This window comes from Bacillus sp. 5RYD7K (assembly GCF_059831465.1).
Genome location: NZ_CP191200.1, coordinates 2803967 through 2827095, shown reverse-complemented (window position 1 = coordinate 2827095; position 23129 = coordinate 2803967). Strand labels below are relative to the sequence as shown.

The 23129-nt window shown below is 44.3% G+C and carries 20 protein-coding genes and 1 riboswitch; of the genes, 7 read left to right on the top strand and 13 right to left on the bottom strand.

Annotated features, from left to right (window positions below):
* Nucleotides 1-3 precede the first annotated feature (3 nt).
* Complete coding sequence (gene gltB / locus ACQE26_RS14425) at nucleotides 4-4563, bottom strand: glutamate synthase large subunit (RefSeq protein ID WP_500469880.1); 4560 nt, start codon at nucleotides 4561-4563, stop codon at nucleotides 4-6.
* A 145-nt stretch (nucleotides 4564-4708) separates the two neighbouring features.
* On the opposite strand from gltB, the gene gltC reads away from it, so the two are divergent.
* Nucleotides 4709-5611, top strand: coding sequence for a glutamate biosynthesis transcriptional regulator GltC (gene gltC, locus ACQE26_RS14420; RefSeq protein ID WP_500469878.1), 903 nt, complete (start codon nucleotides 4709-4711; stop codon nucleotides 5609-5611).
* A gap of 58 nt (nucleotides 5612-5669) precedes the next feature.
* On the opposite strand, the gene proB is transcribed toward gltC, so the two are convergent.
* The 4 genes from proB to ACQE26_RS14400 form a co-directional block, all read right to left on the bottom strand.
* On the bottom strand, nucleotides 5670-6788 hold the full coding sequence (gene proB, locus ACQE26_RS14415; protein WP_438420025.1) for a glutamate 5-kinase: 1119 nt from the start codon (nucleotides 6786-6788) through the stop codon (nucleotides 5670-5672).
* Nucleotides 6789-6809: 21 nt separating this feature from the next.
* On the bottom strand, nucleotides 6810-7658 hold the full coding sequence (gene proC / locus ACQE26_RS14410; protein WP_438420026.1) for a pyrroline-5-carboxylate reductase: 849 nt from the start codon (nucleotides 7656-7658) through the stop codon (nucleotides 6810-6812).
* 175 nt (nucleotides 7659-7833) lie between these two features.
* Nucleotides 7834-8202 (bottom strand): replication termination protein, encoded by a 369-nt coding sequence (rtp, locus tag ACQE26_RS14405; protein WP_016936568.1) that lies wholly within the window; start codon nucleotides 8200-8202, stop codon nucleotides 7834-7836.
* Between the two features lie 284 nt (nucleotides 8203-8486).
* Nucleotides 8487-9203: a 3-ketoacyl-ACP reductase gene (locus ACQE26_RS14400; protein ID WP_500469875.1), complete on the bottom strand. Its 717-nt coding sequence runs from the start codon at nucleotides 9201-9203 to the stop codon at nucleotides 8487-8489.
* Between the two features lie 128 nt (nucleotides 9204-9331).
* Between ACQE26_RS14400 and ACQE26_RS14395 the strand changes: the two genes are divergently transcribed.
* Nucleotides 9332-9637 (top strand): DUF948 domain-containing protein, encoded by a 306-nt coding sequence (locus tag ACQE26_RS14395; protein ID WP_060962624.1) that lies wholly within the window; start codon nucleotides 9332-9334, stop codon nucleotides 9635-9637.
* 64 nt (nucleotides 9638-9701) lie between these two features.
* Complete coding sequence (locus tag ACQE26_RS14390) at nucleotides 9702-10463, top strand: hypothetical protein (protein WP_500469873.1); 762 nt, start codon at nucleotides 9702-9704, stop codon at nucleotides 10461-10463.
* 30 nt (nucleotides 10464-10493) lie between these two features.
* On the opposite strand, the gene ACQE26_RS14385 is transcribed toward ACQE26_RS14390, so the two are convergent.
* The 3 genes from ACQE26_RS14385 to ACQE26_RS14375 are packed head-to-tail and all read right to left on the bottom strand — an operon-like array spanning nucleotide 10494 to nucleotide 14277.
* The gene (locus ACQE26_RS14385; RefSeq protein ID WP_500469871.1) at nucleotides 10494-11741 is read right to left on the bottom strand and encodes an RbtT/DalT/CsbX family MFS transporter; all 1248 of its coding nucleotides are present in this window, start codon (nucleotides 11739-11741) and stop codon (nucleotides 10494-10496) included.
* A 37-nt stretch (nucleotides 11742-11778) separates the two neighbouring features.
* Nucleotides 11779-13257, bottom strand: a complete 1479-nt coding sequence (locus ACQE26_RS14380; protein WP_500469869.1) for an FGGY-family carbohydrate kinase — start codon at nucleotides 13255-13257, stop codon at nucleotides 11779-11781.
* Nucleotides 13258-13275: 18 nt separating this feature from the next.
* Nucleotides 13276-14277 (bottom strand): 2-hydroxyacid dehydrogenase, encoded by a 1002-nt coding sequence (locus ACQE26_RS14375; RefSeq protein ID WP_500469867.1) that lies wholly within the window; start codon nucleotides 14275-14277, stop codon nucleotides 13276-13278.
* Nucleotides 14278-14398: 121 nt separating this feature from the next.
* A riboswitch (SAM riboswitch) is annotated at nucleotides 14399-14491 on the bottom strand.
* 146 nt (nucleotides 14492-14637) lie between these two features.
* Here ACQE26_RS14375 and ACQE26_RS14370 point away from each other — a divergent pair.
* Together ACQE26_RS14370 and ACQE26_RS14365 are read left to right on the top strand one after the other, a co-directional pair.
* Nucleotides 14638-16692: a molybdopterin oxidoreductase family protein gene (locus tag ACQE26_RS14370; protein WP_500469865.1), complete on the top strand. Its 2055-nt coding sequence runs from the start codon at nucleotides 14638-14640 to the stop codon at nucleotides 16690-16692.
* Nucleotides 16693-16772: 80 nt separating this feature from the next.
* On the top strand, nucleotides 16773-17057 hold the full coding sequence (locus ACQE26_RS14365) for a hypothetical protein (RefSeq protein ID WP_500469863.1): 285 nt from the start codon (nucleotides 16773-16775) through the stop codon (nucleotides 17055-17057).
* A gap of 45 nt (nucleotides 17058-17102) precedes the next feature.
* On the opposite strand, the gene ACQE26_RS14360 is transcribed toward ACQE26_RS14365, so the two are convergent.
* Nucleotides 17103-17327, bottom strand: coding sequence for a hypothetical protein (locus ACQE26_RS14360; RefSeq protein WP_500469861.1), 225 nt, complete (start codon nucleotides 17325-17327; stop codon nucleotides 17103-17105).
* Between the two features lie 177 nt (nucleotides 17328-17504).
* Here ACQE26_RS14360 and ACQE26_RS14355 point away from each other — a divergent pair, with 177 nt between their 5' ends.
* Both ACQE26_RS14355 and ACQE26_RS14350 read left to right on the top strand, forming a co-directional pair.
* The gene (locus ACQE26_RS14355; RefSeq protein WP_500469859.1) at nucleotides 17505-18083 is read left to right on the top strand and encodes a MarR family winged helix-turn-helix transcriptional regulator; all 579 of its coding nucleotides are present in this window, start codon (nucleotides 17505-17507) and stop codon (nucleotides 18081-18083) included.
* On the top strand, nucleotides 18076-18357 hold the full coding sequence (locus ACQE26_RS14350) for a hypothetical protein (protein ID WP_438420036.1): 282 nt from the start codon (nucleotides 18076-18078) through the stop codon (nucleotides 18355-18357). Before ACQE26_RS14355 ends, ACQE26_RS14350 begins: the two co-directional genes overlap by 8 nt.
* A gap of 37 nt (nucleotides 18358-18394) precedes the next feature.
* On the opposite strand, the gene ACQE26_RS14345 is transcribed toward ACQE26_RS14350, so the two are convergent.
* From ACQE26_RS14345 to ACQE26_RS14330, 4 genes are all read right to left on the bottom strand, one after another.
* Complete coding sequence (locus ACQE26_RS14345; RefSeq protein ID WP_500469857.1) at nucleotides 18395-18859, bottom strand: SMI1/KNR4 family protein; 465 nt, start codon at nucleotides 18857-18859, stop codon at nucleotides 18395-18397.
* A gap of 13 nt (nucleotides 18860-18872) precedes the next feature.
* Nucleotides 18873-20672 (bottom strand): T7SS effector LXG polymorphic toxin, encoded by a 1800-nt coding sequence (locus ACQE26_RS14340; RefSeq protein ID WP_500469855.1) that lies wholly within the window; start codon nucleotides 20670-20672, stop codon nucleotides 18873-18875.
* Nucleotides 20673-21020: 348 nt separating this feature from the next.
* Nucleotides 21021-22157 (bottom strand): site-specific integrase, encoded by a 1137-nt coding sequence (locus ACQE26_RS14335; protein WP_060962613.1) that lies wholly within the window; start codon nucleotides 22155-22157, stop codon nucleotides 21021-21023.
* 236 nt (nucleotides 22158-22393) lie between these two features.
* Nucleotides 22394-23056: a hypothetical protein gene (locus ACQE26_RS14330; protein WP_060962612.1), complete on the bottom strand. Its 663-nt coding sequence runs from the start codon at nucleotides 23054-23056 to the stop codon at nucleotides 22394-22396.
* Nucleotides 23057-23129 lie beyond the last annotated feature (73 nt).

Here is a 23129-nt window from a genome sequence, read left to right as displayed (position 1 = left end):
TTCTTACTGCACTACCGCTTGTTTTTGATCTTTAGCCGGCGTTTGGTGAGCCTTTGTGTTGGCTTCAAAAGCATACATAATGGCATCTTCTTCTGATAACCCCGCCGCTTTTTGTTCTTCGATGCTGAGGAGCATTTGTTTATAGTTTTTTGGAATGACTTTGATAAAGGTCTCTGCGGCTTTTTCCCAATTGTCCAGGAGGTCTGCGGCTTTTTTGCTGTTTGTCAGCGCCGCATGCCGTTTGACCATTTCTTTTACTTCTTTGATCTCCGTTTCATCCGTCAGTTTTTCAAATGAAATCATTTCCATGTTGCATTTGCGTTTAAATGCTTTGGCATCATCGCTCAGGACGTATGCGATACCGCCTGACATCCCCGCTCCGAAGTTTTTGCCGACTTCATCGAGGACGACAACCCGGCCGCCTGTCATGTATTCACAGCCGTGATCTCCGATACCTTCTACAACGACATTGACTCCGCTGTTGCGGACCGCAAAACGTTCACCGGCGCGCCCGTTAATGTACGCTTCCCCGCTTGTTGCTCCGTAAAAGGCAACATTTCCGATAATAACGTTCTCATGCGTTTCGCAATTGAAGGCATCAGGCGCTTTCACGATGATTTTTCCGCCTGACAGCCCTTTTCCTACGTAGTCATTTGAATCCCCGGTCAAATGAAGCGTCATCCCTTTAGGGACAAATGCGCCGAAACTCTGTCCGGCTGATCCGGTGAAATGAAGCCTGATCGTATCATCCGGCAGCCCTTCCGCTCCGTAGCGTTTGGAAATTTCACTTCCCGTCACGGTTCCGGCTACGCGATTTGTATTATTGATCTTGATTTCCGCTTCCGCTTCCTGACCGGCTTCAATTGCAGCCTGCACGGCCGGAAGAATTTCCGTCATATCAAGTGACTGGCTGATTTTATGATTTTGCGCAGTCCGGAAAGTGCGCACGCCTTCAGGCTGATACAGCAGCGTGGATAAATCAAGCTGTCCCGCTTTCCAATGCGCTTTTGCACGTTCGCTGACATGAAGAACGTCCGTACGGCCGATCATTTCATCCAGCGTTTTAAAACCTAACTGCGCCATATATTCACGCACTTCTTCCGCGACAAACAGCATGTAATTTACGATATGATCAGGATCGCCCATAAACTTTTTGCGAAGCTCCGGATTTTGCGTCGCGACACCTACAGGACATGTATCTAAGTGGCAGGCGCGCATCATGACGCAGCCTAGAACGACGAGCGGCGCTGTGGCAAAGCCGAATTCTTCCGCGCCTAGCAAGGCGGCCATCACAACATCGCGCCCTGTCATCAGCTTACCGTCCGTCTCCAATACCACGCGATCCCGTAAACCGTTCAGCATCAGCGTTTGGTGAGCTTCTGCAAGACCAAGCTCCCACGGAAGACCTGTATGTTTAATACTCGTTTTCGGTGAAGCACCCGTTCCGCCGTCGTACCCGCTGATGACGATGACATCTGCCGTACCTTTTGCCACACCGGCCGCAATCGTGCCGACGCCGGCTTTTGACACGAGCTTAACGCTGATTCGCGCGTTTCGATTTGCATTTTTCAAATCATGGATCAGCTGAGCCAGATCTTCAATTGAATAAATGTCATGATGAGGAGGCGGTGAAATCAGCCCCACACCTGGTGTAGAACCGCGGACATCCGCGACCCAAGGATATACTTTGTTGCCCGGAAGCTGGCCGCCTTCTCCCGGCTTCGCCCCTTGCGCCATTTTGATCTGCAATTCATCCGCATTGACGAGATAATGGCTTTTTACGCCGAAACGGCCAGATGCGATCTGTTTAATTGCACTTCTTCTGTCGTCACCATTTTCATCCGGAATAAAACGTTTCGGGTCTTCGCCGCCTTCTCCGCTGTTGCTTTTTCCGCCGAGCCGGTTCATCGCTATTGCCAAAGCTTCATGCGCTTCCTTGCTTAATGAACCGAATGACATCGCCCCTGTTTTAAAACGTTTCACGATGGACGCAGCTGATTCAACTTCCTCTAATTTTAAAGGCTTACGGTCTTCTTTGAAGGCGAACAGATTGCGTAAAAATCCGATTCGTTCTTCATCCGCTGCATGAGAATATTGCTTAAACAGGCTGTAATCATTCTTGCGGCACGCCCATTGCAGGGTATGGATGGTTTTCGGATTGAAAGCGTGGTGCTCTCCCCCGTTTCGCCATTGGAATTCACTACCCGGCTCAAGAGTTTGGCTGTAATCATCCTTGTAAGCGGCTTGATGACGCTGTTTCGCTTCTTGCGCGATCGTTTCGATATCAATTCCGCCAAGCTGTGATGCAGTTCCCGTAAAGTATTTGGAAATGACGTCTTCACCGATGCCGACCGCTTCAAAAATTTGGGCGCCCCTGTAACTTTGCACAGTTGAAATTCCCATTTTTGACATCACTTTCACGACGCCTTCTGTCACGCTCTTTCCGTATTTGCTGACAGCTTCTTCATACGGAATATCAAGCCGTCCTTCATCGATTTCCTGCTTATACGTAGCATAAGTCAAATACGGATTGACAGCGTCGGCCCCATATCCGATGAGAGCCGCAAAGTGATGAACTTCACGCGCTTCGCCTGATTCAACGATAATGCTTGCTTTAGTGCGCAGACCTTGACGGATCAAATGCTGATGCAGCGCACTGACGGCCAAAAGCGGCGGAATCGGCGTCAATTCTTTACTCATTGCCCTGTCAGATAAAATTAACAGAGATACGCCTTCCTTAATCGCTTTTTCCGCCTGCTGAAACAAATCTTTCAGGCCTTTTTCTAGGTCATCGGAAAACAGCGTCCGGATGTTCTGGCTCTTAATGTCAGGATGCACAAGTGTTTTCAGCGCATAAAACTGTTCGTTAGATAATACAGGAGTGTACAGTTTAATGCGGCGGGCATTTCTTTCACTCGGATGCAGCAGATCGCCTTCAGCTCCGAGCCATGTCACCGTGGAGGTCACCAGCTGCTCGCGGATCGCGTCAATCGGCGGGTTTGTGACTTGCGCAAACAGCTGTTTAAAATAATGAAACAGTGATTGGGCACGATCAGATAAAACGGCGAGCGGCGAGTCATTTCCCATGGAGCCGAGCGGGTCTTTGCCTTCTTTAATAACAGGAATTAAATATTTCTGAATATCTTCATACGTATAGCCAAACGCTTTTTGCCGGACGAGAAGATCATCGAATTGTTCCTCTTCCCGGATTTCCGGATCAGGATTCACTTGAACCAATTCCTCTTCAAGCCATTTTTGATACGGGAATTCATTGGCGATCTCCGTCTTTACTTCTTCATCTGAAATAATCCGGCCTTCCTCTAAGTCAATGAGCAGCATTTTTCCGGGTTCCAGGCGTTTTTTATGAAGAATGTTTTCCTGTTCCACTTCAATAACGCCCACCTCAGATGAGAAAATAATATGGTCATCTTTTGTCACATAGTAACGTGCCGGACGCAGACCGTTACGGTCAAGGATGGCGCCGATTTGTTTACCGTCCGTAAACGAAATGGCGGTCGGTCCGTCCCACGGCTCCATTAAAGAGCTGTGATATTCGTAAAAAGCCCGTTTCGCTTTAGACATGTGAGTGTTTTCGGTCCATGGTTCCGGGATCAGCATCATTGCCGTATGTGCCGGCTTCCGTCCCGCCATCACGAAAAATTCAAACGCATTATCAAGAATGGATGAGTCACTGCCCTCAGCATTTAAAATCGGCAGCACTTTATGAAGATCGTCTCCGAAGCTTTCTGAAACGAACTGCTGCTCTCTCGCCCGCATCCAATTGATATTGCCCCGGAGCGTATTGATTTCTCCGTTATGGATCAGATAGCGGTTCGGATGGGCACGTTCCCAAGTAGGAAAGGTATTTGTGCTGAACCGTGAATGTACGAGTGAAAATGCAGATACGAAGGTTTCATCCTGCAAATCCAAATAAAACGCGTCAACCTGCTCAGGCGTTAACAAACCTTTATAAACGATAGTCTGGCTTGACAGGCTTGCGAAGTAAAAATCAAGCTGTTCTTGAACGCCCCAATTTTCAGCCTGCTTCCGGATGACATACAGTTTGCGTTCAAAAGCAAGGCTGTCTTTCAAATCGTTTGCGGCACCGATAAATACTTGGCGCACGTACGGGCAAGTACTTTGTGCCACTGTTCCGATTTTTCCGACATTAACAGGGACGGTTCTCCAGCCGAGAACGGTCTGCCCTTCCTGCTCAATGAATGCATTTACCTGTTTTTCGATCTTTTTTCTTTCCTCTTCATTTTGCGTGAAAAAGACCATTCCTACCCCGTAACGGCCTTTTTCAGGCAGCTTCATTTCTCCGCACTCTTTCTTAAAAAATGCATCAGGGATCTGAACCATCAGGCCGGCGCCGTCTCCCGTATTCGGGTCACTGCCCTGTCCTCCTCTGTGATCCAGCTGGCAAAGCATCTGCAGTCCTTTTTTGACAATGTCATGTGAAGGTTTCCCTTTTAAATGGGCATACAAGCCGATTCCGCATGCATCATGCTCAAATTCCGGACGGTAGAGACCTTGTGCTTTCGGCATTTGATTGTAAGTCATAATTCCTCTCCCCCGATCAGTTTCCGTTAATTATCGGTCATAAAATCTGACAACTTTAAATTAATTGTAAGTTTTCAAAACAATATAAACAATATATAATTTAGATCAAATACATCTCAAAATGAGATAGATAGGTGTGAACGCAATGGAATTACGCCAGCTTCGGTATTTTATGGAGGTAGCAGAACGGGAGCATGTGTCAGAAGCGGCTGATCATCTGCATGTCGCCCAATCCGCCATCAGCAGGCAGATTGCAAATCTTGAAGAAGAGCTGAAGGTCACTTTATTTGAACGGGAAGGCAGAAATATTAAGTTAACGCCGATCGGCAAACAATTTTTAGAATATGTTAAAACAGCGATGAAAGCAATTGATTACGCGAAGGAACAAATCGATGAATATCTTGACCCTAATCGCGGAACCGTCAAAATAGGATTTCCGACGAGCCTTGCAAGTCAGCTTTTGCCGACGGTGATTTCAGCATTTAAAGAGGAGCACCCGAACGTTGAGTTTTTGCTCCGCCAAGGATCTTATAAATTTTTAATCGAAGCCGTAAGAAACAGGGACATAGATGCGGCGCTTCTCGGCCCCGTTCCGACGGAATTTCCCGACATAACAGGCAATATCTTATTCACAGAAAAGATTTACGCGCTTGTTCCGCTGCATCATCCGCTTGCCAAACAAAAAAATATCCATTTAATTGATCTGCGCGGCGATCAATTTGTTTTATTTCCTGAAGGATTTATTCTCCGCAATATGGCGATTGACGCTTGCAGACAGGCAGGCTTTGCGCCGCTTGTATCAACGGAGGGCGAGGATTTAGATGCCATTAAAGGATTAGTCTCCGCAGGGATGGGCGTTACTTTATTGCCTGAAAGCACCTTTGCGGAAACCACACCTCGGTTCACGGTCAAAATTCCGATTGAATTCCCTCAAGTGAAGCGCACCGTAGGCATTATTAAGCCAAAAGGCAGAGAACTGGCTCCGTCTGCGAATGATTTCTATCATTTTGTCATTCAATTTTTCTCCAAACTTGAACAATATCAATAAAAACAAACCCGAGCTTCAAAACGAAGCCTCGGGCTTTGCCATATTTTATTGACTTTTCTCAGCCGATCGGGATGGACAGTTCAACGTGGCAGACAAACGCTTCCGGATCAATGACTGATTGACCGGTCTGTTTATGCGGCGTTTCTTTATATGTCTTCAGCTGAGCCGAGGAATAATTGACGATGCCGAGCCCAAGCTCTTCTCCCTGCTGATCAAGCAGTCTGACAACCGCCCCGCTGCTGAATCTGCCGTTAATCTGTTCGATATCCTGCGGTGAGAGCGCCACATTTCCGTTCGCTATATCGCGGCTGCTTTTCTTCTCCATCACAATCTCGCCTTCGGGGCCGGAATTAAATGCAAGCCATTGTTCTTTATGGTTTAACGGGAGGGTTCCTTCCGCTTCAAAATAAGTTCCTTCAGCCGCCTCTTCTACCGCTTGAAGCAGAATGTCCGGGGTATTAGCCTGCCCGAGAAAGCCTTTAATACCGGAGGCCATCACAATTTTAAAAGCATCCAGCTTTGAACGCATTCCGCCGGTTCCCATCTCACTCCCGGCATCTCCCGCGCTTGCTTCTATTTCCGGGGTGATGTCACTTACATGTCTGATTCGTGCCGCTTCCGGGTTGCTGCGCGGATTATCATCATATAATCCGTCGATATCTGATAAAATCACAAGCATATCGGCATCAATTAAGCCTGCGACCTTTGCCGCGAGTGTATCATTATCACCGAATTTCAGCCGATTGACTGTGACGGTGTCATTTTCATTAATAATCGGAATAATGCCTCGTTCCAAAAGGACGTTCATTGTATTGCGGACATTATGATAGCGGTATTCATCAGAAAAGTCGCTTCTTGTAATTAAAATTTGTGACGCGACATAACCGTGCGCTAAAAACAGCTTTGAATAAGCTTCCATTAATAATCCCTGCCCGATGGAAGCAGAAGCCTGTTTTTCAGGGAGGCTTTCCGGTTTCTGAATAAAGCCGAGCTTCCGATAACCTGCCGCCACTGCGCCGGAAGATACTAAAATCACTTCATAGCCGCTGTCTTTCAGCTGTGCGATTTGATCCACCAATGTCTCCAGTTTTCTTCTGCTGATTTCTCCGTGCAGGCTCGTCAGTGAGCTGCTGCCGATTTTCACCGCGATTCTTTTGATCTCCGTCCGAGACGTCACTGTATCACTCCTGTTTTTATTTTATAGTGCTGCTGTTTTTTCAATTGTTTTGCTGATCTCAATAGAACGTTCGGTCGCATGTTTAATGGCTTTGGCAATGGCTTCCCCGCCGCCTTCAGACCTGAGCGCATCAAGGCCGGCTGCAGTCGTGCCGTTTGGAGAGGTGATGTTTTCTCGAAGCACATCCGGTTTTTCCCCCGTCTCCATCAGCATTTTGGCTGCGCCTAATAATGTTTGCACGCCGATTTTGCGGGACAGTTGTTTTTCTAAGCCGGCTTCTTCACCTGCTTTTTCGATAAACTCCATTAAATAATAAAAGTACGCCGGTCCGCTGCCTGCGATGCCGGTGAAAATGTCCATCTGATCTTCCTTGATCACATATACTTCACCGAGACATTCCAGAAGGGATACCGCAGTCTGTGCTGAACTTTGAGAGACATGGTCTCCGAAAGCCGCAGCTGTTGCCGATTCGCCGATCATGCTGGATGTGTTCGGCATGACTCTTACAACCGGCTGATTCTCATGTAATGATTGTTGTATAAATGAGGTTGTTATGCCTGCCAAGACAGACAGGATGATTTGATGAGGTTGAATACGCCGTTTCAGCGTCTCCAGAGCGATTTCAGCATCCTTCGGTTTCATAGCTAAAATAAAGATATCAATGTCTTCGGTTTTCATGCTGTCAAAAGCCGTGCCTTGAATTCCGTATTGATGTTCCAATTCAGCGAGTCGCTCTGTATTTCGGCGGTTTGTCACGCAGATGTTTTGATTGGGAATTTTTTTTGCGCGGACCATGCCTGATATCATTCCTTCAGCCATTGATCCTGCTCCTATAAAAGCAACTTTCTTTTGATCTAAGATCGGTAACATCTCCCTTGTTCGTATTTTGTTCGCATTTTCACACGTTTTTTATGTTATCATGTCAGGAGTCAATGTCAAGTTTGAAGGTTTTATTGATATGTATTGTTCCGATCCTGTTATTATGTATAATGAATCACAGAACACCCCGCCTGAGCCCGGGCGGCGGGGTGTGTTCCGGACAGATTTAAAAATTATCGGAAAGGGCTTTTTCTATCAGCTTTTTGCAGCGGTCAAGCTCTGTCTTAAGCTGTTTTTTGTAAAGCTTCGCAGCTTCATAGTCTTTAAATTGATAGAGAACGACTTCCTGGAGTTTGGCTCCTTCTTTTTTGACCTTTACCTGTTTTAAGATCCCGTCATCCAAGAGTTCGTGGAGTGAACGGTATACCTCAGTATGATTCGGCTTAAAACCGATGGGTTTAAATTCGGAGCGCAGCACCTCGAGAAGCTTTAGTCCGTAAAGCCGTTCCTGCTCTGTCATTGTAATCATGTAAAGCTTTAAAAAAGCCCTTTGTTTCACTAAAAAACCGGTTGAACTTCTTTTTTCTTCTTTCAATATGTGCACACCCTTCCCTCTAACAAATTATTCCATGTACTAAATATTCTCTTTATATTCCGTTTTCCCTTTCATTGTGCGAACAGTTTAATTTGTATTGATTTGTTTTTTTGAACGGCGGAGAAAAAATATAATTGAACATTTGGTACATAGTTTATTTAGTTTAAATTATAACTGATATCGGTTTCTTTTTCATTCCTTTTTTCGCACAAATCCTTTATATCTGCTCATTCAGTTTTAAGGAAACAAAAAAAGACCTGTCTAAAAAGACAGATCCCGTTTTTTTAAGGATTGGTTGACCATAAACCGGCAGTTTTGACGAAAATGCGCGGATGTAATTTCAATTGAGCAACCATATATTCTGCAAGATCCTCAGGCTGCATGACTTTTTCCGGATTGCCGTCTGTCAGATTTAATTCAATTGACATATCGCTGGCAACCGTGCTCGGAGTCATTGCGCTGACACGGATATTGTGTTTTCTCACTTCCTGCATGAGAGATTCAGTCAGACCGAGAACGGCAAATTTCGAAGCGCTGTACGCACTTGTCGCCGCGGCGCCTCTTTGGCCAGCCGTAGAGGAAATATTAATGATATCTCCTGATTTTCTTTCAATCATTTCAGGAAGAACGGCGCGTGTCACATGGTACACACCCATTACATTCACTTGAATGATGTCTTCCCACTCTTCTGGCGTAAGATCTAAAAATCCGCCGAATTTGCTGATTCCGGCATTGTTAATCAGGATGTCAATCTCACCGAGATCTCCTTTAATAGATGCAACGGCTTGTTCGACCTCTTTTTGACTTTTCACATCGGCAGAAGCGAATGATGCCTTTACACCAAGGGCTTCCACTTCTTCTGCAACCTTTTTAACATTTGCTTCAGTGCGGCCGATTAAACCGATATTGACTCCTTCTTTCGCTAAAGCAATAGCGGCGGCGCGGCCGATTCCTCTGCCCGCACCCGTGATAAGAGCCGTTTTGTTCTGTATGCTTTCCATGTCTTTCACCCTTTCTGAATGTCCTTATGTACGATTTCACATTATAAGCAGAAAAAAAACAATTAGCAAATAAAAAGATTCAACAGTCTCCATAAAGGGTATCAACTGAAAAAAGGAGTGAAAAGCAGATGATTATCATTTTGTATATCAGTGCTGCCGTTGCGGCTGCCGCCTTGGTTTATTTAGCCGTATCAGCCGTGCGTTTTAAAAGAAAGACAGCGCCTGATATAAAGAAGATTAACGTCACGGCAGCGTCCATGCAGACGTCCGTTGAAGAAATCAAAACAGAAACCCGTCTGTTATCACAAAAGCAGAAAGAACTGCAGGAAGACTTTCTTACTAAAAAAACAGCCGTGCAAACGACGGCTGCCGAAGCAAAAGGAACGCCTCATGTTCTGAAGATGCTCTGGAACGCCGGTAAAAGCGATTTATGAGCCTGCATGCCATCCGCCGTTTTTGCTGACACTAAGAGAATGAGCGGGTTCAAGGAGGCATAATATGATTTGCAATCGTGAGCGGCTTGCACATTTTTTGCGCCAGCTTAAAGCATTATCATCTTCGGGAGAATTTACAAAATCGGATTTGCTGACTCCGGAGTTCCATTTAGCAAAAGACGGAGATCTGGATATGTATTATTCGCCTCATAATGAGTATATCAACCCTCATGCTGCAGTTGTCATCTCCGGAATTACACCCGGTTTTTTTCAGATGCAGCGGGCTTACAAAGCAGCGGCACAGCTTTTAAAAAACGGCGAATCTCTTGAGATGATAGCATATGAGACAAAAAAAGCGGCCGGGCTTTCCGGTTCCATGAGGCAGCACATGATCGAAATGCTTAATGAATGCGGTCTGCCGGCCGCCCTCCGAGTTGAGAATTCATCCTGTTTATTTGGTGCAAAACGGGGGCTGCTTCATACGACATCCGTTATCAAACACCCTGTTTTTTATCAACAGAAAAACTATACGGGACATCAGCCGCCCATCAGCAGGTCAGCTCTTCTCAGCCGTTATGCGCTGAAATATTTTCCGGACGAAATAGAAATGATGAAAAAGGACATTCTGCTCGTCCCTCTCGGTAAAGCAGCAGAATCCGCCTGCCGCATGCTGAAGAAGAACGGGAGGATGAATCATGCATTCATTTTGGAAGGCTTCCCCCATCCGTCCGGCGCAAACGGACATCGTTTCAAACAATTTCACGAAAACAAACAATCGTTACGTGAACAAATTCAGCGCTTTGCCGGGTTTCTTCAGAAGCTGTAAAAAACGCCCCGAGCCTTCGGGGCGTTTCTGTTAAGAAGCATATTCAGGCAATGATTTATCGTGTTTTGCCGTTTTCTCTTCAGGTATTTTAATTTGATTTGTCAGGATTGCACTTGCGAAATAGAGTGCTGCGAAAATCCATACTACACCTTGTGTGCCGACAAGCCCGATAAACGCCCAGGCAAGCGCGGGTCCGACAAATGCCGACAGGCCCGCGGCCAGATTTAACACAGACATGGCAGCACCTTTATCGCTGCCCGCCGCTGTCGGCACGATAGCTCCGATCGGAACGAATCCGGCCAGAAGCCCTCCCCAAATAAAGCCGACAATGCTGACGAAAAGCAAGTTCCCATGTGATACAACAGGAGCATAATATAATAAAAGGGTAAAAATGCCGCAGCCCGCTCCCCCGAACCACATGACTGTCTTTTTCCAGCCGAACGCATCGCCGACTGTGCCGAAGATTAAGTTAAAGACGATATTGCCAAGAAAGATCGTGCCCCAAATCTGCAGCCAAACATTTGTAGAAATGCCGTGCTGCGCCATATGCATTGGGAGAAATACCGGAAATCCGTATGTACCGATGCTGTTAATGATCCGAATGATCCCCCCAGAGAGCACGCGCGGATTTTCAGCAAGGATGGTGATTCCCTTCATTAATTCCTGCGCCTTTTCCCGCTTATCTGCCTTTTTCTTTTCAAAGCGGTCCCTATTTAAAATCAAAGCAAAAAACGCGCCGAGGCATACCCAAAAAATCGAACTCCACAGCGTATTCAAATAGCCGAAAGATTTGATGGCCCAGCTAGAATACCAGGCTCCGAATACAAACATGCCGCAGCAATAAGCAATCCAGAACCAGCCGACCGCCGTACTGAGCTTGCTTTTCGGCGACCGGTAAATCACCCATGTCAAAAAAGAATAGGCAAACAGCGGATAGCCCAGCCCTTTAATAAAATACGTGACATACATCACCGGCAAATTAAGATTTTCAAATCCGTATGCGATAAACGCGGCTGTTCCGATAACGTAAAATAACAGCCCCATAAACATCGTCCGCTTTGCGCCGAAGGCTTCGAGACAGACGCCTGAAAACCAAGACGCCACAGCGAGAGAAATACCGTAAACCGTAAACAGGGATGCTGATTGCTGTACCGTCAAGCCGTTTTCAACTAAAAACGGGCTGAGCCAGCCTTGTTCAAGGCCGTCCCCCATCATAAACAGCACGACCCCTAAAAATCCCCAGGCAAGCTGTTTCGGAATTCCTATTTTATTAAGCATTTTTTGTTCCTCCTCAGCAATCTTTCATGTTGTCATCTCATCCCCAAGTCAGGCTTTCACCGCTGGGCTGAAAATGCGCAAATAATTTTTGCGTCTGTTTCCATTCTTCATATTGGAAGAGATCCGTCTGATCCGATTCCGGTTCAATTACCTTTATGCGGTTCGAAAGTTCTTCTTTCACACCGAGAGCTTCGTTGCAGATCATCGCCGCCCCCATTACGGATGCCTGGCTGAAGCCTTCTCTCTTATAGATTTTCTTTTGGAGAAGGTTAGCAAGAAACTGCGTCAAAGCATCACTTTGGAAACCGCCGCCGCACACCTTCACATCATCTTGTGAAAAGGAAGACACCTGTGTTAACGCCTCATAGTTCCATTTGATTGAAAAAGCGATTTCCATCAGAGCGGCTTTGACAAAATGCGCTCGGCTTAAACTTTGGGACAGCGGGGCATCAAAAATAAATCCGCCTTTTGCGAGTGCGTTTTTCTCAGACGATAAATAGGAGCCTAACGCTGAAACACAAGCTTGATCATGTTTCGGCAGACTGGCGATTTCCCGTTCCATGACGCTGTAGGATTCATTCGGATAAAAAATGGATTTTAATTTTTGATAATTGAGTCCCGTTACACCCGGATTCGTTTCAAGAAGCCATTGACCTTCTTCTGTATGGCAATTCAGCCATGCATTCTCTAAACTTTCGGTTCCGGTCTCCGCTGTTATCTTTGTAATCGGCGTCGTTGTGCCGGATACGATGACGATATCTCCGGGCTTTGCATCTGCACTTTTGATGGCAAGCTGTGTGTCTCCCCCGCCTGCAATCACAGGCACTCTTTCAGAAAGACCGAGAACCGCCGCTTTCTTAAACGTTAACATTCCGACCACCGTCCCAGATCGGACGAGTGAAGGAAGAATGGCAGAAGGCACCCCGAAGATGTTGCATAATTTCTCTGACCACGCCTTTTTCCTTACGTCAAACAGCAGTGTTTCAGCAGCCTGTGACGGTTCATAGCTTAAAATACCGCTCAGCTCAAATGTCACCCAGTCACTGATGCTTGTGATGTACTTCACTTCTTTCCATAATGACGGCTGTCTTTTTTTTAACCCGACAAGTTTCATGGCGGAAAATAAAGCGCTCGGAAGGCGTCCGGCGCGCTGATGTACTTCTTCTTTTAACTCGATCTCTCCCTCCCATTCGCGCCCTCTATTATCAATGTTGGGCAGACCGAGAAACGCCTTTTTATCTTTATTAATCAGAACAATTCCCTGCCTCTGGCTTGTTGAGGTGATTCCGATTAATGTAATATGTGGGCTTTTGGCAATAACCTTCCTTGCCATAGCGCTGATTTGCTTCCATAACCCTTCCGGTGAGAAATATCGTCCGTCCGGATAAAGCGGATCCGTCACATATTCAATGTCTTCCCTTTCCAATGCTGTCACATCGCCGCCGGCAGTCACAACCGCGACTCGCGCATTCCCAGTCCCGATGTCAAATACAAGGTAGCCTTTTTGTTCAGCCATTACAGCCTCCTCCTTTTTCTATCCTTCCATCTCAAGTTCTCTTTTGTTATAAAGTTCACGTATTGAGCAGGTTTGATCTTGTTTCCATTTGAAAAGCGCTTCATTTAAAATCTTCACATGATGATCCTCCACTTCAAATGTTGCGCCCGCTAAATGGGGAGTCGCTAACACATTCGGCAAAGAGATCAATTCATAATCAGAAGATTCAGGCGGTTCGTGATAAAACACGTCAAGGATCGCTCCCTTAATCCGCCGTTCTTTCAGCACCCGCAGCAGCTCTTTTCTGTCTGTAACCGCCGCTCTTGATGTATTGACAAAAACAGCTTCTTGCTTCATCAATTGAAAATGCCGGGCGCCGATCAGGCCGATGGTTTCATCGGTGCGCGGCAAATGAACGGAGACAATATCACTTTCAGAAAATACCCGTTCAATCGTCGTTTTTTCATACTCCCGGTTCTCATGATTGACAAAGGGGTCATAGTACAGCACCTTGCAGTCAAAAGCCGTCAACAGCCGGGCGATTCTCTGTCCGACAGCTCCGAAACCGATCAGGCCGACTGTTTTCCCCGTCAGCTCATTTCCCCTGAATTTGACGTAAGCCTGCAAATAATCACCATTCCACTTCCCGTCCTTCAGCCACTGATGAGAAGAATACGTGTGGCGCAAAAACGAAATGACATTTCCGATAAACATTTCAGCAACAGCCTGGGCATTGCGGGCCGGTGTATAGAAGACAGGGATATTTCTTTTAGTCGCCGCCGTGATATCCACATTAGACGGCATCCCTCTGCAGACGCCGATAAAAGCGGAATCCGGCAATATATCAATCACTCGCTCTGATACCTCATCAAGTTCGGTAATAAGCCCCGACGCGTTTGTCTCTTGAATCATCCAGATTAATTCATCTTCCCGATAGGCCCGGCCGTGCTTCTTCCACGGCAGGTGCACAGTCCGCCCGAACAGATCTGTCAGCTCCTTCAGCCCCTCGTCGTGATAGGGTGCGGTAATTAAAACCGTCATGGTGCAAAACATCCTTTTCACATAAATTTTTTCACAAAAAAATCTCTTTCCCCGAAGAAGGAAAGAGATTCATATACCGTCTTTATCCGCTTGAAGCGCACAAATATGTATAGACCATTCTTTCCTATCTTTCAAGCATACGCTTGCTGGAATTGGCACAATAAATGTTGCCGAGGTTTCATAGGGCCAGTCCCTCCACCTCTCTTGATAGAAAATAAAATGATGAAATTGTCAGGCTTTTAAAAGAATAAACTCATCATAGATAAGTCTTTCCGTGATGTCAACACTTTTTTTCTGAATTGACGATCTATTTCGAAATGTTATAATGCTTACAATATAAAAAAAGAGGAGAAATGGGCTATGAATTCTGCTGCAAAACAGCCAAACGGGGTCTTTAAATCGGTGTGCTCACTGGACTGTCCCGATCAATGCGGCTTACTTGTGACAAAAAAGGACGGAAAAATCGTTAACATTCAGGGAGACCCGGATCACCCCGTCACATCAGGGAATATTTGCAACAAAGTCAGACACATGGCTGAGCGCATTTATGATGAAAAACGTTTAACCGTCCCGTTAAAACGGATCGGCGAAAAAGGTGAAGCCGTGTTTACGCCTATTTCATGGGACGAAGCAATCAATACGATCAGTGCGCGCTGGAAAGAGCTTATTGCCGAAGAAGGAGCGGAAAGCATTCTCCCGTACAGCTTTTACGGTAATATGGGAAAACTGGCGGCAGAGGGAATGGACCGCCGTTTTTTTCACCGACTTGGGGCGAGCCAGCTCGAACGGACGATCTGCAGCAAAGCCGGATCTGAGGGCTATAACTATACAATGGGAGAAGGCGCGGGTACTGACCCGGAAGAGACCATACATGCAAAGCTCTTTATTTTTTGGGGAATCAATGCCGTCAGCACGAATATGCATCAGGTCATGATTGCTCAAAAAGCCCGGAAAAAAGGAGCTAAGATTGTCGTTATCGATGTACATAAGAACCAAACAGGCCGGCTTGCCGATTGGTTTATTCCCATTCGCCCCGGCACAGATGCCGCACTCGCTCTCGGTATCATGCATGTTTTATTTGCCGAGAACCTTCACGATGAAGCATTTCTCACAGAATACACCGAAGGCAGTGAAGAATTAAAAGCGCATGTCAAACAGTATGATCCGGAAACGGTTTCTGTTATGACAGGCGTTAAAGCAGACGATATCAGACGCCTTGCGAGAATGTACGGGGAAACCTCCCCTTCCCTTATCAGAATCGGAAACGGCATTCAGCACCATGACAATGGCGGTATGATCGTCCGCACCGTCGCCTGCCTTCCGGCTGTGACAGGACAGTGGCTCCGCACCGGGGGAGGCGCAATCAAGCACAACAGCGCGGTATTAAACTATAACAGACAAGCGCTCCAGCGGCCTGATCTGCTTTACGGCAGGAAGCCAAGATCATTTAACATGAACAGGCTCGGAAGCGTTCTTTTAGAAACAAAACCGCCCGTGCGCTCCTTGTTTATTTACGGAACCAATCCCGCGGTAGTTGCGCCGGAAGCGAATAAAGTCAGAAAAGGCCTGCAGCGGGACGATTTATTTACAGTCGTTCACGATCTGTTTTTAACGGAAACCGCCAAATATGCGGATATCGTTCTCCCTGCTGCATCTGCTTTTGAAAACACGGATTTTTACACGTCTTACTGGCACCATTTTATTCAGCTGCAAAAACCGGTGATCGAACCATATGGGGACAGCAAATCGAATACGGAAGTGTTCCGTTTGCTTGCCGGGGCGATGGGCTTTACCGAGCAGGAGCTTCAGGATTCCGATGAAGAATTAATCAGACAGGCGCTGGACTTTCCCGCCAATCCGTATATCGAGGATATTGATTACGATTCGCTTTCATCCCATTCTTTCATGAGAGCGAAACGGAAAAAACCGCTTTTTCCGGGCAAGCTCAAGACACCGAGCGGAAAAATTGAGTTATATTCTGAAAAGATGAAACAGGACGGTTATCCGGCGCTGCCGACGCACATCCCTCTTGAGAGTGATGATAATTTCCCGCTGTTATTTGTCCCGGGACCGAATCATAACTTTTTAAACTCGACATTTTCGAATAATGAAAAACACGTAAAACTGGAAAAAGCGCCAAAGCTTTTTATTCATACAAAAGATGCTGAGCGCCGGAACATCGAAGACGGGGAAACCGTGAGAATTTGGAACAACCGCGGCGAATGTGAATTGACAGCTTCAGTCGGCGAACAGGTGCTTCCCGGCGTTGCAGTCAGCCAAGGTCTTTGGGCCGACGCGGATGATAAAAAACAGCTGGTCAATTCACTCACTCCCGATCGGCTTGCAGATATGGGCGGAGGCGCTGTTTTCTTCTCCGGAAAGGTGCAGGTGGAAAAGATCGGAAAGCAAAAATAAGCTCCCCCGCTCTTACTGAAGGTGAATCCTTTCGGCGGAGACCGTATAAAACATAATGACTTTTATTGGAGGTTTGCTGTATGGATATCATTACCGGCATTGGCATCGCTTTAGCCGGATATTTCATAGGAGACGGATTAAAAAACTTTAAATCACCTGATCCTCATGAACACACTGACCAAATTCTCATTAAAGAAAAAGACTTACACTATTATATTGGCTATTATTTAGGCGTGACTAAGGAAGAAGCAAAACATATCGTGCCTGACACTTCCGACATTCCGCATATCACCAGAAACGGAAAGCGGTATGTACAGAAAACTGCATTAAGAGAATGGCTGACTTCCATGCTGGAAAAAGAATAACAGCTGCCGTGAATAGCGGGAAGAGAGTTCTTCTCTTCCCGTTCATTAAGATTTGCCGCCCTGCCTCTCTTCAACCCCAAACATACGAGAGATATCGTTCTTACTTAACGAAACATCCCCTTCTTTGGATCTCAAATAAAACCCTTTCGTATATAACCGTATGACTTCCTCGTATGCAAGCTCATGACGAAGGACCGCCATTAAACGCCCGTCTTTTTCATCCTGTTTATTGAACCATTCATACTGTTCTGACCAGTTCACTTTCTGCATGTCAAACACCTTCTCGCATTTATTATACTTATTTCACCTTTTGAAAACACTCCGACTGCCTGTGACATTAGTAAAACAGCCATACCTCCCCCCTTTTAGTCACCAAGTTGACTTATTTCCTATTTCGATGTATATTGTAATTGTCAACATGGTGACAATTTAGATTGGAGATCACTTATGGATATTAATTTACTAATGAAAGAACTGCATTTTATGCAACAAAGTTACGCATCACTGTTTTCGGTCGTCAATAAGGTGCAAACTCGCGGAGACGAATACTTAGACATGTTGACTTCCCGACAGCACATGACTCTTATCGCTATTGCCCATTTACCGACGGAAGATACCACACTTATGAATATCGCTAAAAAGCTGGGCACAACAAAACAAACCGCTAACAAATTAATTTCAAGCCTCGCGAAAAAAGGATATGTTCGCACTGTATCAAGTAAACAGGATAAACGTTCAATCAATATTGAGATTACCCCTGAAGGAAAAAAAGCGTTAATTTCCTGTTCAGAAAAATCCATCTATTTTTTAGCGGATATGTTTCATGAGTTCACAACTGAAGAAGTTGAAACATTCTGGAGGCTATTGCAAAAACTTTATCGTTTTGATGGTGAAAAACAGGATGGTTTTGAAGGAAAAGCACATTTGAAAGTTGAAGACCAGGCTCAATTCATCTTAGATGGCTATGAAGAAAAAATCATGGCTGAATTTTCAAAACGGCGATACGGGAGTGCAGACGATGAATAATATGCTTTATCGAAAAGTAAAAGAGGCAGAGAATAAGATAAAGGAAAAAAGCTATGAGCTGAAAGATAAAATTGATCAATTTATTTCTCATGCCAAATATAAAATTCATTGCAAACGCAAACTGGACCGAGCCGGCAATTATATATCAATTGCCATTGGACTCTTTATCCTAACTGCCTCGTGGCTGACCGAAACACAATGGCTGCTTTGGATAGGTGCCGCGAGTATTTTGAGCAATGCCTGTTTGCTCATTGTAAATCCTGTTAAAGAATAAGCCTGAAAAAAGCTCTCTAAAAGAGAGCTTTCTTTTATTAATCGTCCCAGTCTTCATCTTCTTCCCAGTTTTCTTTCATCTCATGAAGTCTTTCATAAAAGAACTTTATAAAATGGGCAGAATTAAGTTCTTTATAGCCACCGAATTCACTCCAAATAACAACTGGACATTCTCCTTCACTGTTGATTTTATTGGTATCTAAGCAATACCCAAAAAAATCAACATGTTCTATGACTACTAAGCCACTTGGCAACCCCCTATATTCATGATATTCCCTGGTTGTTTCTACAACTGAAGCACCGCCAAAATCATAGCCTAATAAATCGATTCCATAAACCCCGCCAGAACCATAGTTTCTAAGAAACCATTTGTAGCTATCTGGCAGCGCGACTTGAAGATCTTGCTCAATTTTTAAAATTTTATCTTCTCCAACCCCACCCGTAAAATCTTTTTCTTTTGCATTATCTGCTATGAATTCTTTTACTTTCAAATAAAAATCCATTGTTTATAACCCCTTATTCTTTCTCATATTGTTTTGCTCTCCACTTCCAATACCTTGTCTTAAAATTATTGTACTGTTTCTCCAGGTAAACATCATTCCTGAAGCTTTCTCCATTACCTTTAAGGCCATGTATTACGTCGCTATACTTTGTATGTAAACTATTAGGTATCTCAAGCAACGGTCCACTTTCTTCTTGTATGAGGTGATGTAAGTTAATCTGTGTTCCGTCTTTAGCATAAGGAGACTTACCATCTTTCATTAATTCCAGGTTGGTTTTTCCTTTTGGAGTTTTTTGATTAATATCAATGTCATTTAAGGTATAGACTCTACGGCTTACATCTCTAATTTGTCCTTTAACTTTTACTTTGCCGTCTATTTCAAAAGCACCATACTTTTCTTTATTTAACCAAGGAAGGTTTATTTCTTGACCGGTAAACGGCTTTCTCGTTCCATCCGGAATTTTCTTTGCATTGATCAAAAGTTCATTTTTAAGATTTTGGCTGTCAATCACATTGTATGGTACGTTATCGGCCAGAGCAAGTTTATACTTCGGGTTATAGGGAAGCAGATCTGGAAGGTTTACATCCTTAAGTTTCTTCCCTGCCTGTCCTGCCTTGTTTATGACCTTCCCCGCCGCATCAGCCTTGTTAACGGCTCCTGCGCCTTTCGTTCCGACTACAGCCACAGCTGCTGAACCAATTGCATATGTCACCCATCTTGATCTGGAGTAAGCATCTCCGTTCACCATATCTTTTTGATACGATTCCTCAATAGCTGTTGAAATGGCATTATAAGTGTTAATCGGATGAGCAACTGCCCCTACGATACCTTCAACAACTTCATCAGGCTTGCTGATCAGCTGCCACAAACCGGTTACCGTGTCTTTCCCAACATCATAAAGACCGACGCCGGCTCCTTTTAAAATATCCCAAGTCACTTCCCCGGCTTCTTCCATCTGTTTTGCTTGTTCAAGCTGAATGACATATTGCTGCTGGGAAGGTTCAAGGTTTTCGTAACCGATTTTCTTCGCAATCTCTAAGTATTCATCCGGATCAGTTACTCCATCAGCAAGCTTTTTCTTTAGATCCTTGATTTCCCGCTCTTTCGCTTCTTCCTTCTTCATTGTCAAATAAGCATCTGAATGTCTTGCAATCTCGCCTTTTTTCTTATGTATGTCACTTTCTCTGTACGCCTTAGCGTTATAGTGAAGTGGTGTTGCGTTTTTCCCTTTTCCCGTGGCATTTTGGAGCTGTTGAAAATCTGCTTGAATGAACTGTTCATTTGCCTCGGTTTCTGCGTATTCTTTCATTAGATCATGATCAAGCTTTCCGAGTTTATGTATGGTATCGTTCCTTTTTTTATCTGCCGACTCAAGCTTTTGATCGACATCCTCTGTCGAAAAAACTTCAAGATGAATGATATCGCTGATTTCATCAAGGATACCTTTCATTTCATTGCGCTGCTCCTGAATGATGGCTTGTGATTTATTCTTCGCATGAATCAGCTCATGTTCTAAAAATGACTCTTCCACAAACGAATCGGCCAATCCGGCATCAGCTACTTTTCCTGAAAGACTGTTAAGAAAAGCAATCTTCATATCGATCAGATCAAGCCAGCTGTCTGTGACACCAGCGTGATCTTGGAAGAATGCTTTGATGTTATCGGCGCCACTACCTGAAAACTCACTGTCATCTAAGTCAGCCATTCCCTGAAAAGCTTTCTTGAGATTGATAAATTGTTCTCTAATCTGATTGTATTGTTTTGCCCGCTTTTCTGCGGCTGAAATGAACGAGTCTGCTTCAAATATCTTCATTTACGTCTCCTTTCCGCTTCTTTCCGTCTAAATTTTACCATAGGATATAAGATAAGCTGAACCTCTTTCATTTGTCGCACTGTTTTATGCAAGATCATAGAATTTGAACAAAACCTTACACCAAGTAGTCATGATGATTAGCAAAACAAAGCCAGATATAACATATATTAAAATATCTCTTGCATTTCTACAGCCGCCATGCTATATTCATATAGCGATGAGCTGAATTGTGTAAGCCGATGCACATGCCCTTGCGGCGCACACGAATGTGGCGTGTTAAGGGAGGTACTGCAAAGCCTTACACAGCGTAGCTCATCGCTTTTTTATTTTCCTAGGTCACAGGAGAGGTCACGGTTTCAACAATAAATCCATTTTATCTGCTGCTTCTAATTGCATTGATGGAAGAGCATGACTGTATGTTCCTAATGTTTGTTTAATATCAGAATGGCCTAACCGTTCTTGTACAATTTTCGGATTCACGCCGATACTTATTAGATACGTAGCATGTGTGTGTCTTAATGCATGTGGCTTAATTTTAGGCAAGCCCAGTTGCTTTCGTATTGAATGAAATCCCCTTCTCCAATTACAAGGCGGTAGCCAATTCCCCATTTTCGTACACACCACTAAGTCAAGATCATTGTACTTTGCTCCAGCTTCTTTCTTATCCCTTTCAACAAGGCGCTTATGCTTCAGTAAACTTTCACAGAGTGACTTTGGAATACTAATCTTCCTATAAGAATTAATGGTCTTAACCTCTGGCATTAAACCGTAATTTCCTTTTTCATCTATCTTACATAGTGTTTGACGAATGGTTACATACCGTTCTTCCCAGTTGATGCTTTTCCATTCTAAGCCCAATACTTCACCCATTCGCATTCCGGTTTTAATGGATATTTCATAACCAATGTAGTGTCTTGATGGCCGTTTGATTTGCGAGACATCTAAAAAGCGTGTTATTTCTTCAGGTGTCCATGTATCTACCCTTTTATTTTCACTAGGCAAATTCAATTCTTCAAATACGCTCACATCAAGCTTTCGTCTTCTTGCTGCTTTCTTGAATATGCTCCTGGTCAACTGTACTGCCCTTCTTATTCCATCCGGTGAAACTTTCCTGTCAAAATAAAGAGTGTTAATTTGTTTCTGAAGTATCTCTTCGGTCAGTTCATCAAATTTGTAATCAGCTAGGTAAGGCAGCACATTGTAATCAAGAATCTCCTTATAATTAATGTACGTACTTGATCTCTTGACCCTTTTACTCTCTAGCCATGTTTCTGCATAGCTCCCAAAGGTATCTGTAATCTTAGGCAGGTACTGCTTTTCTTTTTCAACTTCAATGATAACCTGCTTTAATTTCTCTTCAGCTTCTCTATAAGTTTTCATGCCTTTTCTTTTACGCTGAATTCTCTTTTTGGTTATAGGATGTGTTCCACCTGAATAAACAAAGTAATACGTGCCAGTCTTTTCATCTTTTTTTATCTTTGTCATTAAGCTCACCTATTTAAGTGAACACAAGGTAAACGTACTTAGGATAATTATAGCACGATCCATGACTGTGACCTTATACCTGACTGGGTAAAACACCCACCCAGCTTCTGACGTCGTGAAATGCGCCTGCAGCTTCTACTGAACGAGTCGTTCACAAAAAGTCCACTCTCCAAGTTTCTGAAAGTGGACTTTCGATAGCTTAATTCGATTTCAACTAAATTCATGCGTAAAAAAGGTTATTTTAATTTTCTTTTCCAGAGCCAAGAAGTCTTGAAAAGATGATTATGTTTATAGTTTGTAAAAAATGTATCTGATCTACGCTCATATTGCCCCTTCTTGGCATTCATCAACTTATAATCTAATCTACTCCAATGAACTGTAGTCTTTACACTACTTACAGCAGCAATGACACCAGCTGCTGCTGTAACGGCCGCCGCCTTTTTAGCTGTTTTCATACTAGTAGCCATAAAGACTGCAGCAAGAACTGCAACACTGGCACTAATCGTACTATAAGTACCTTTACTATTATTATAGCCTGACCATTGATCTCTCAAGATACCAGCCGATGTATCGTTTTTATTTGCCAATTGTTCAATAGGTGATGAAGCCTCTTCATAATTCACCACTTCGCCATTAACTTCAAGTTTTCCAATATTCTGGTCATATTGAATCTTGTCTGTTTTTTCCCCATCATTTACAATAATCTCAACTACATCATTAACAGTTCTTTCAGAAAAAGTGTACGTAGTTCCGTTGTAATCTACAGATTCAGCTTCATAAGTCGGTTCAACATTCTGGACAACTGCGCTTGGGGCTTGACGTTCTTTTGCATCTGAAACAGGACTAAAAATTGTAACAGCAGTCAAAACAGCAACACTTGAAAGGACAATCTTTTTCATGGTAAATTAATACCTCCTTTTGTTATTCATTAACAATTCTGGAGGTTTATTCAGCTCAATTAAACCCATTATT

Bases quoted from the DNA above. Each gene is read 5' to 3' on its own strand.
- ACQE26_RS14350 (WP_438420036.1), top strand. From the start codon at position 18,076: ATGAATAATATGCTTTATCGAAAAGTAAAAGAGGCAGAGAATAAGATA.
- ACQE26_RS14400 (WP_500469875.1), bottom strand. From the start codon at position 9,203: ATGGAAAGCATACAGAACAAAACGGCTCTTATCACGGGTGCGGGCAGA.
- ACQE26_RS14385 (WP_500469871.1), bottom strand. From the start codon at position 11,741: ATGCTTAATAAAATAGGAATTCCGAAACAGCTTGCCTGGGGATTTTTA.
- ACQE26_RS14370 (WP_500469865.1), top strand. From the start codon at position 14,638: ATGAATTCTGCTGCAAAACAGCCAAACGGGGTCTTTAAATCGGTGTGC.
- ACQE26_RS14355 (WP_500469859.1), top strand. From the start codon at position 17,505: ATGGATATTAATTTACTAATGAAAGAACTGCATTTTATGCAACAAAGT.
- ACQE26_RS14345 (WP_500469857.1), bottom strand. From the start codon at position 18,859: ATGGATTTTTATTTGAAAGTAAAAGAATTCATAGCAGATAATGCAAAA.
- gltC (WP_500469878.1), top strand. From the start codon at position 4,709: ATGGAATTACGCCAGCTTCGGTATTTTATGGAGGTAGCAGAACGGGAG.
- ACQE26_RS14390 (WP_500469873.1), top strand. From the start codon at position 9,702: ATGATTTGCAATCGTGAGCGGCTTGCACATTTTTTGCGCCAGCTTAAA.
- gltB (WP_500469880.1), bottom strand. From the start codon at position 4,563: ATGACTTACAATCAAATGCCGAAAGCACAAGGTCTCTACCGTCCGGAA.
- ACQE26_RS14365 (WP_500469863.1), top strand. From the start codon at position 16,773: ATGGATATCATTACCGGCATTGGCATCGCTTTAGCCGGATATTTCATA.
- proC (WP_438420026.1), bottom strand. From the start codon at position 7,658: ATGTTACCGATCTTAGATCAAAAGAAAGTTGCTTTTATAGGAGCAGGA.
- ACQE26_RS14360 (WP_500469861.1), bottom strand. From the start codon at position 17,327: ATGCAGAAAGTGAACTGGTCAGAACAGTATGAATGGTTCAATAAACAG.
- ACQE26_RS14380 (WP_500469869.1), bottom strand. From the start codon at position 13,257: ATGGCTGAACAAAAAGGCTACCTTGTATTTGACATCGGGACTGGGAAT.
- ACQE26_RS14395 (WP_060962624.1), top strand. From the start codon at position 9,332: ATGATTATCATTTTGTATATCAGTGCTGCCGTTGCGGCTGCCGCCTTG.
- ACQE26_RS14375 (WP_500469867.1), bottom strand. From the start codon at position 14,277: ATGACGGTTTTAATTACCGCACCCTATCACGACGAGGGGCTGAAGGAG.
- ACQE26_RS14340 (WP_500469855.1), bottom strand. From the start codon at position 20,672: ATGAAGATATTTGAAGCAGACTCGTTCATTTCAGCCGCAGAAAAGCGG.
- ACQE26_RS14330 (WP_060962612.1), bottom strand. From the start codon at position 23,056: ATGAAAAAGATTGTCCTTTCAAGTGTTGCTGTTTTGACTGCTGTTACA.
- ACQE26_RS14335 (WP_060962613.1), bottom strand. From the start codon at position 22,157: ATGACAAAGATAAAAAAAGATGAAAAGACTGGCACGTATTACTTTGTT.